The sequence below is a fragment of the Flavobacterium sp. genome, from assembly GCF_035760125.1.
Classification (GTDB): Bacteria; Bacteroidota; Bacteroidia; order Flavobacteriales; family Flavobacteriaceae; genus Flavobacterium.
Genome location: NZ_DASTTN010000295.1, coordinates 1 through 8,686, shown reverse-complemented (window position 1 = coordinate 8,686; position 8,686 = coordinate 1). Strand labels below are relative to the sequence as shown.

Annotated in this window: 8 protein-coding genes; 6 read left to right on the top strand and 2 right to left on the bottom strand. The window is 35.4% G+C overall.

The annotated features are described in order from the left end of the window. Positions 1-13 precede the first annotated feature (13 nt). The 6 genes from pdxA (at position 14) to accC (ending at position 5,015) form a co-directional block, all read left to right on the top strand. On the top strand, positions 14-1,063 hold the full coding sequence (pdxA, locus tag VFS71_RS10685; RefSeq protein WP_326401206.1) for a 4-hydroxythreonine-4-phosphate dehydrogenase PdxA: 1,050 nt from the start codon (positions 14-16) through the stop codon (positions 1,061-1,063). 84 nt (positions 1,064-1,147) lie between these two features. Next, a complete protein-coding gene (locus VFS71_RS10680; RefSeq protein ID WP_326401205.1) occupies positions 1,148-1,696 on the top strand; it encodes a DUF177 domain-containing protein in 549 nt (182 codons plus the stop codon). A gap of 9 nt (positions 1,697-1,705) precedes the next feature. Next, positions 1,706-1,903: a 50S ribosomal protein L32 gene (gene rpmF, locus VFS71_RS10675; RefSeq protein WP_100432852.1), complete on the top strand. Its 198-nt coding sequence runs from the start codon at positions 1,706-1,708 to the stop codon at positions 1,901-1,903. Positions 1,904-2,079: 176 nt separating this feature from the next. Continuing rightward, complete coding sequence (locus VFS71_RS10670) at positions 2,080-3,078, top strand: beta-ketoacyl-ACP synthase III (RefSeq protein ID WP_326401204.1); 999 nt, start codon at positions 2,080-2,082, stop codon at positions 3,076-3,078. A 22-nt stretch (positions 3,079-3,100) separates the two neighbouring features. Next, positions 3,101-3,580 carry an acetyl-CoA carboxylase biotin carboxyl carrier protein gene (gene accB, locus VFS71_RS10665; protein ID WP_326401202.1) on the top strand — a complete coding sequence of 160 codons (480 nt, stop codon included), beginning with the start codon at positions 3,101-3,103 and terminating at the stop codon, positions 3,578-3,580. An 88-nt stretch (positions 3,581-3,668) separates the two neighbouring features. Then, positions 3,669-5,015: an acetyl-CoA carboxylase biotin carboxylase subunit gene (accC, locus tag VFS71_RS10660; protein ID WP_326401201.1), complete on the top strand. Its 1,347-nt coding sequence runs from the start codon at positions 3,669-3,671 to the stop codon at positions 5,013-5,015. Positions 5,016-5,665: 650 nt separating this feature from the next. Here the strand turns inward: accC and VFS71_RS10655 are convergent. After that, positions 5,666-6,862, bottom strand: coding sequence for an aminopeptidase C (locus VFS71_RS10655; RefSeq protein WP_326401200.1), 1,197 nt, complete (start codon positions 6,860-6,862; stop codon positions 5,666-5,668). A gap of 88 nt (positions 6,863-6,950) precedes the next feature. Continuing rightward, positions 6,951-8,686: S9 family peptidase (locus VFS71_RS10650; protein WP_326401199.1), on the bottom strand; the 1,736-nt coding region annotated here is incomplete at its 5' end.

The following is an 8,686-nucleotide window of genomic DNA, read 5'->3' as shown; positions in this document are numbered from 1 at the left end:
ATAACTAGAGGACATTATGAAAAAAGCAGAAAATATAATCGTAGGGATTTCAATAGGAGATTTAAACGGTATTGGAAGCGAAGTCATTCTAAAAACATTCGAAGACTCACGGATGTTAGAACTGTGTACTCCTGTTATTTTTGCAAACGTAAAAATACTTTCGTTCGTCAGAAAGAATTTTGAATCCACAGTCGCTTTACACGGCATAGACAAACTGGATCAAATTGTTGTAGGTAAAGTTAATGTATTTAATCTTTGGAGAGAAGGAATTGACTTAAACCTTGGAACAAATGACGAAAAAGTTGGCGAATACGCTATCAAATCATTTGTTGCCGCTACCAAAGCACTAAAAGAAGGCGACATAGATGTATTGGTCACAGCTCCGATTAACAAGTACAACATTCAATCGGAATCGTTTAAATTCCCTGGACATACTGATTATTTAGACCAAGAACTAGAAGGTGATGCATTAATGTTAATGGTGCAAGACAACCTGAGAGTAGGCCTACTAACGGATCACATTCCTATTAATGAAGTAGCTTCGCATCTAACCGAAGAATTAATTTTTAAGAAAATTGAAACCATCAACAAAACTTTAATTCAAGATTTCAGCATTAATAAACCCAAAATTGCGGTTCTAGGCCTTAATCCTCATTGTGGTGATGGAGGAGTTATTGGAACCGAAGACGATAATGTATTAAAACCAGCATTGAAAAAATTATTTGAAAAAGGAACTTTAGTTTTTGGTCCTTTCCCTGCAGACGGGTTCTTCGGAAGCAATCAATATGAAAAATACGATGCCGTTATTGCAACTTATCACGATCAGGGCCTAATTCCTTTCAAAACATTATCCTTTGGGAATGGCGTAAACTATACTGCAGGTTTGAACAAAATAAGAACCTCTCCAGATCACGGAACAGCTTATGATATTGCCGGAAAAAATAAAGCCGACTATAATTCCTTCAAAGAGGCTGTTTATCTTGCTATTGACGTATATAATTCAAGAAATCAATATGCAGAAATCAGCCAAAAGCCTTTAAAAACAAAAGAAAAACAGTTATAAACAAAAAAAGGTGAATAACATTATTAGATTTCCAATTATTTTATATCTTTGCACTCCCGAAGTTTAGGGCAAATTGTTGTTGAAATGAGCAAGACAAAAGAATATGTAATTCCTTTCGTAGGATTGAAGCTAGGGAAACACAAATTTGAGTATCAAATTAATAATGCGTTCTTTGAAATCTTTGATTATAACGAATTTCAAAATTCAGATATCAAAGTAAATGTAGTTTTAGACAAAAAAAGCAACCTGTTGGAGATTAGCTTCAAACATCAAGGAACCATCAACGTGCCTTGTGATCTTACAAGCGAAGATTTTGATTTACCAATTAAAGGTAAAATAAAATTAATTGTTCGATTTGGAGATAGTTATAATAATGACAATGAAGAGTTGCTGATATTGCCTTTTGGTGAATTTGAAATAGACATCGCTCAGTATATATATGAGATGATTGTACTTTCAATACCTTTAAGAAGGGTTCATCCGGGAATAAAGGATGGCAGTTTAAACACAGAAGCTTTGACAAAACTGAAAGAATTGACAATTAAAGAGCAAAAGAAAGAAAAGAAAGAAGAAAAAGAAGAGAATATAGACCCGCGTTGGGACAAATTAAAGCAACTATTAACGGATAAATAATATAGTAAAATGGCACATCCAAAGAGAAAAATCTCGAAAACTAGAAGAGACAAAAGAAGAACACATTACAAAGCTACTGTAGCTCAAATCGCTACATGTCCTATCACTGGAGAAGCACATTTATACCACAGAGCTTACTGGCATGAAGGGAAAATGTACTACAGAGGACAAGTTGTTATCGATAAATCTGTCGTAGCTCTTGCTTAATATGTTTTTGTAAATAATACTGGAACTCTCACTTCGTGAGAGTTTTTTTTGTTGTTTATAATTTACGCCCCAAATAAGAAAAACTTAACACAATTAGTTTGGTTTTTTTATTGTAATTTTAGAGACTTTTAAAAATTTTGCAAATGGCAACATTTGACAATAAATAATCGCATATAATGAGTACAATTACAGCCGCAATTACCGCAGTTGGTGGTTATGTTCCAGACTTTGTTCTTTCAAACAAAGTTCTTGAAACTATGGTCGACACAAATGATGAATGGATAACCACGCGCACCGGAATTAAAGAAAGAAGAATACTAAAAGATGCTGATAAAGGAACTTCTTTTCTTGCTATAAAAGCTGCAGAAGATTTGATAGCAAAAGCAAACATTGATCCTCTTGAGATAGATTTAATTTTAATGGCAACTGCAACTGCAGATATGCCAGTCGCTTCTACAGGTGTATATGTAGCAACCGCAATTGGTGCTACAAACGCATTCGCATACGATTTACAGGCCGCATGTTCTAGCTTCCTTTATGGAATGTCTACAGCAGCTGCTTATATCCAATCTGGAAGATACAAAAAAGTACTACTTATTGGTGCCGATAAAATGTCTTCAATTGTAGATTATAAAGACAGATCAACTTGTATTATTTTTGGTGATGGTGCAGGAGCTGTTTTATTTGAACCAAATTATGAAGGCTACGGTTTACAAGATGAATATTTACGAAGTGATGGTGTAGGTCGCGATTTCTTGAAAATTTCGGCTGGTGGTTCTCTTCTTCCAACTAGTATGGAAACGGTAAACGACAACAAGCATAATATCATTCAAGATGGAAAAACTGTTTTTAAATATGCAGTTACCAATATGGCAGATGCAAGTGAATTGATTCTAAAAAGAAACAACTTAACTAATGAAAATGTAAATTGGTTAGTACCACATCAAGCAAACAAACGTATTATTGATGCTACAGCTCATAGAATGAACTTAGAAGATTCAAAAGTATTGATGAATATTGAAAAATATGGAAATACTACTTCGGCTACATTACCATTAGTACTATACGATTTTGAACACGTTTTCAAAAAAGGCGACACTATAATTTTTGCTGCTTTTGGTGGCGGTTTTACTTGGGGATCCATTTACCTAACTTGGGCTTACGATAAAAAATAAAATAAACTAAAAAGAAATAATTATGGATTTAAAAGAAATTCAAAATCTAATCAAATTTGTAGCAAATTCAGGTGTTGCAGAAGTAAAATTAGAAATGGATGATGTTAAAATCACCATCAGAACTACTTTAGAAGGAAACGTTACCGAAGCAACTTACGTTCAACAGATACCTGTTCAAAACGCTCTTCCTCAAGCTGTCGCTCCACAACAAATAGCTCCAGTTGCTGCTGCTCCAGAAGCTCCAGTAGTAGAAAACGCTCACTATATCACTATAAAATCACCAATTATTGGTACTTTTTACAGAAAACCTGCTCCAGACAAACCAATGTTTGTAGAAGTTGGTAAATCTATTGCAAAAGGAGATGTTCTTTGTGTTATTGAAGCAATGAAATTATTCAATGAAATTGAATCTGAAATATCTGGTAAAATTGTAAAAATATTGGTAGATGATATGTCTCCAGTAGAATTTGACCAACCTTTATTCTTAGTAGATCCATCATAAGAAATTTTGAATGATGAATTTTGAATGATGAATTTATCTCATTCAAATAATTTAAAATTTATAATTTATAATTTACAATTTCAAGAAGATGTTTAAAAAAATACTAATAGCAAATAGAGGAGAGATAGCACTTCGTGTCATCAGAACTTGTAGAGAAATGGGTATCAAAACGGTAGCTGTTTATTCTACTGCAGATGCAGAAAGCTTGCATGTGAAATTTGCTGACGAGGCCGTTTGTATCGGACCACCTCCAAGTAACCTGTCTTATTTAAAGATGTCCAATATTATTGCTGCTGCCGAAATCACAAACGCAGATGCAATACATCCTGGTTACGGGTTCCTTTCTGAAAATGCAAAATTTTCTAAAATTTGTCAGGAACATAATATAAAATTCATCGGTGCGTCTCCAGAAATGATTGACAGAATGGGTGATAAAGCTTCTGCAAAAGCTACGATGATCGAAGCTGGTGTACCTTGTGTACCAGGTTCTGTTGGAATCTTAGAATCTTTTGAACAAGCAGCAGAGTTAGCCAATAAATTTGGATACCCTGTAATGTTAAAAGCAACTGCCGGTGGTGGAGGTAAAGGAATGAGAGCTGTTTGGGCTCCAGAAGATTTACTGAAAGCATGGGAAGGTGCACGTCAAGAATCAGCTGCCGCTTTCGGAAACGACGGAATGTATCTTGAAAAATTAATTGAAGAGCCACGTCATATCGAAATTCAAGTTGTTGGTGATTCATACGGTAAAGCATGTCACCTTTCAGAAAGAGACTGCTCTGTTCAACGTCGTCATCAAAAATTGACTGAGGAAACTCCTTCTCCTTTTATGACCGAAGAATTGCGTACAAAAATGGGTGAAGCAGCTGTAAAAGCAGCAGAATACATAAAATACGAAGGTGCTGGAACTGTAGAGTTTTTGGTGGACAAACACAGAAACTTCTACTTCATGGAAATGAACACCCGTATCCAAGTGGAGCACCCTATTACGGAGCAAGTTGTTGATTATGACTTAATCCGTGAGCAAATCCTTGTAGCAGCAGGTGTGCCAATTTCTGGAAGAAACTATCTTCCTCAATTGCATGCTATCGAATGCCGTATCAATGCTGAAGATCCTTATAACGACTTCAGACCGTCTCCAGGAAAAATCACTACGCTACATATGCCAGGTGGTCACGGAGTACGTCTTGACACACACGTGTATTCAGGCTATACGATTCCACCAAATTACGATTCTATGATTGCCAAATTAATTACTACAGCCCAAACTCGTGAAGAAGCTATCAGTAAAATGAGAAGAGCATTAGACGAATTCGTAATAGAAGGTATCAAAACAACCATTCCATTCCACAGACAGTTGATGGATGATGTCAGATACATAGCAGGGGATTACACCACTGCCTTCATGGACGATTTCAAAATGAATGACCCCGAATAAATTAATTCAAAGATCAAATCCCATTCTCTCAACAGAATGGGATTTTTTTTGGCCTTATATGAACCAAAACGATTCTATTTAAAAAGTATTATGGCGTGCCCCCGTTGAGAAAAGGGGCTTATTTATAGCACCTCTTATACAGCCCCTTTTCTCAACGAGGTCGGGCTATCCGCGCTACTTTGGTAGCTTGCTACTATCCCTCACGCGGCATTTCCGAAACACAAGATGTTTAGTTATGCTAACAGCGGAGGAAAGTGCAGAAAATCATTGAATAAGCTTTCTGAAGGAAATAAGAACTTATTGGAAGACTGTAATTGGGAGTTCGAAGATCCCATCAGGCATGCGGAAAACTATAAAAGGGAGATGGAAGCTCGCATCAGGGCAATATTTTTTTCTAGATACCTATTTAACTAGGGGAAGCATAAAACAACCTTAGCAAACAAAATGTTACCTCTTAGCCCCGATTGAAGTAGAAATCCTTATAAGCCGGAGTTCGGCTTATAAGATTGTAACGGAAAGCGGGGCCAATGCTTTCAAAAAAAACAAATGTTTCTGCTCCGAATCATAATCAAACTCTGATTTATTCCAATAAAAAAGCCTGTCTTGAATTGATCAAGACAGGCTTTTTATAATTGAAAGAGATAAAAAAATTAGGCTCCTATTTTCTTTGCAATATCAGATGGAACACCACCTTTATTAACCATCAATGAAGTCGTTTTGTATTTTACAAAATTCTTAGTTACATACAAATATCCTTTATAGTCATTGGTTGCTCCCCAAGAATTTTTTACAATATAATACTCTTTACCCATTTGATCTTTGGCAATACCTACAATATGCATAGCGTGATCATCTGTAGTCTGATAATTATCAAATGCTTTTTGACGAATTTCTTCGGTGATTTCCAATTCTTGTTTTGGACCGTTGAACATGTTTTCTTTTTCTTCAGCGGTCATTTCATCATACTTTTTTGTTGGAACATAAGCCACCCCATTTTTCCAACTAAAGCTTTTCTCACTCACATCCGAAGCCCAAGCTACTGTATAACCGTTTTTCAATGCATTATCAATGATAGCCGTCATATCGTTCATTTTTACATTGTAAACCAAATCAAATGACCAGTTATCAGGAACCATCATCATTGTTTTTGTATACAACGGAACGTTAGCATAAGAAGCAAATTCAACATATTCGTCTGGATTAATTCCCACTACTTCTTTAGCAAAAGTTTGTGGCGTGTAGCTTTTTCCTTTGTACGTGAAATTTTCTGGAACTTGTCCTAAATAAGAATCAATAACTGCAGCGTATGCTTTTTCCCAATTAGGAGTTAATTCCCCGTTTGGATTTTTTACAACTGCTGCCAACATTGCTTCGGTCAAAGCGGCCATTTCAGCAAACTTATTTTTTGAAGTACCATAGTTCAAACCAGTATACACTTCTTGTGGTACAGCACCGTATTTTTTGTACATATTAGTAACGTCGTGCAATTCTCCACCATCTCCCAATGTTACAGCACCGTGCATACGTACATAATTTTTTCCTTTTTCAACATAGGCATTTCGAGCAGAGAAAACTTGCGATAATTCTACTGGTTGTTTTCCCATTCTAATCATTTCTGATTCTAAAAAAGAATTCGTAGAATAACTCCAACAAGTCCCTGAAGACCCTTGATTCTTGATAGAAGTGTTAGCCAGATTAATCACATCTGTAAACTTAAAACTTTCTGCGCTTTTTTCGCTAACATTTACTTTCAACGAATTCACTAATCCGTCTTGAGCAGTCATCGTATGCATACCAACAACTAAAGTAGTTGCGATAAAAAACGATTTAATGGGTAATTTATACATCTTTAAAATACGTTAAGGTTTTATAATATGTAACAAAAAAACAAATATTGTTACATTATCATTGTCAAATTATTAATTAATTTAAGTCTTACAAGGTTTCTTCAAGCCATTTATAAAACTCTTTTTGCCAAACTTGAGCATTTTGAGGTTTTAGAACCCAGTGATTTTCTTCAGGGAAATAAAGGAGTCTACTTTTAATTCCGCGTATCTGTGCCGCTTGAAAAGCTTCTTGTCCTTGTCCAATCGGTACTCTGTAATCAATTCCTCCTTGAATAATCAAAATTGGTGTGTTCCAGTTTTGAACATAGTTTATAGGGTTGAATTTAGTATACGCTTTTTGTGCAGCTGCATTGTCTTTTTCCCAATAAGGCCCACCAAAATCCCAATTGTTGAAGAAAACTTCTTCGGTAGTTCCAAACATACTTTGCGTATTGAAAACTCCGTCGTGGGCAATAAATGTTTTGAATCTATTGTTGTGAATTCCTGCCAAATAAAACACAGAATATCCACCATAACTAGCACCAACACAACCTAAGCGGGCTTTGTCAACATAACTTTCTTTGGCAACATCATCAATAGCCGAAAGATAATCGTCCATCACTTGTCCACCCCAGTCTTTACTAATTTGCTCATTCCATTCTACTCCGTGACCTTGCATTCCTCGGCGATTTGGAGCTACAACTACATATCCGTTGGCAGCCATTAATTGGAAATTCCAACGAAATGAATACGATTGTGTTAAAGGAGATTGTGGCCCTCCTTGACAAAATAAAAGAGTTGGATATTTTTTAGTGGCGTCAAAATTTGGAGGCAAAATCACCCAAACCAACATTTTTTTCCCATCGGTTGTTGTTACATAACGTCTTTCAGTTTTGCTTAAAGCCAATGTTGAGTAAGTCTCAGTATTTACATTACTCAATTGTTTCCAAGATTTTTTCTTCAAATTATAGGAGAAAATTTCCGGGGCGTGATTCATATCTGTTCTTGTAACAATCACTTCATCTCCTGAAAAACCTATTAAATCATGTACATCAAAATCACCATTTGTAATTTGTTTTACATTAACCGCAATTTTTGTCAAGCCTGGAAAATTAACCTCGAAAAGCTGTAATGTTCCATCTATTGGTGCAATAAAATATACTTTTTTTCCATCATTACTCCATTTGAAACTACTTACAGTTCCGTCCCAATTGGCAGTAAGATTCATTTTCATTCCTTTGAAACTAACAATTAAATCATTCTTGTCTGCTTCATAACCATCACGTTTCATTTGCAACCAAGTCAAATCCCCAGAAGGAGAAAATTGTGGAGCTGTATCATATCCTAAGTTTCCCTCCGTTCTGTTGATAGTTTTTCCGGTTTCAAGATTGTACTCGTATATATTAGTGTCTGTAGAAAGCGCATATTGAGTACCTGCTTTTTTCTTGCATACATACACTATACTTTTTCCATCTGTAGACCAATTATAATCTTCATCACCACCGAAAGGTTTTTGAGGACTGTCAAAGTTTTCTCCCTTCAAAATATCAATCCCTTCCGCACCTTCTTTATTTTCTTTGTAAAAAACGTGATTGAATTGACCTTCATTCCAAGTATCCCAATGGCGATAATCAAGACCATTATAAATTTGAACATTGGATTTATCTAAATTAGGATAATAGTCTTTTCCTAAGACATTATCAATTTTCACTTCTTGATTGTAAACTATGTATTTCCCATCAGGAGAAACATTTTTATCAACCAAAATTTCTTTAGTGTCCTTAATTTCTACAGCTGTTCCACCACTAATAGCAACAGTGTAATATTTGGAATTGGATTTGTTTT

What these genes read in the sequence shown, in the direction of transcription:
- VFS71_RS10655 (WP_326401200.1), bottom strand. Translation starts at nt 6,862, where the DNA reads ATGTATAAATTACCCATTAAATCGTTTTTTATCGCAACTACTTTAGTT.
- VFS71_RS10670 (WP_326401204.1), top strand. Translation starts at nt 2,080, where the DNA reads ATGAGTACAATTACAGCCGCAATTACCGCAGTTGGTGGTTATGTTCCA.
- accB (WP_326401202.1), top strand. Translation starts at nt 3,101, where the DNA reads ATGGATTTAAAAGAAATTCAAAATCTAATCAAATTTGTAGCAAATTCA.
- accC (WP_326401201.1), top strand. Translation starts at nt 3,669, where the DNA reads ATGTTTAAAAAAATACTAATAGCAAATAGAGGAGAGATAGCACTTCGT.
- VFS71_RS10680 (WP_326401205.1), top strand. Translation starts at nt 1,148, where the DNA reads ATGAGCAAGACAAAAGAATATGTAATTCCTTTCGTAGGATTGAAGCTA.
- rpmF (WP_100432852.1), top strand. Translation starts at nt 1,706, where the DNA reads ATGGCACATCCAAAGAGAAAAATCTCGAAAACTAGAAGAGACAAAAGA.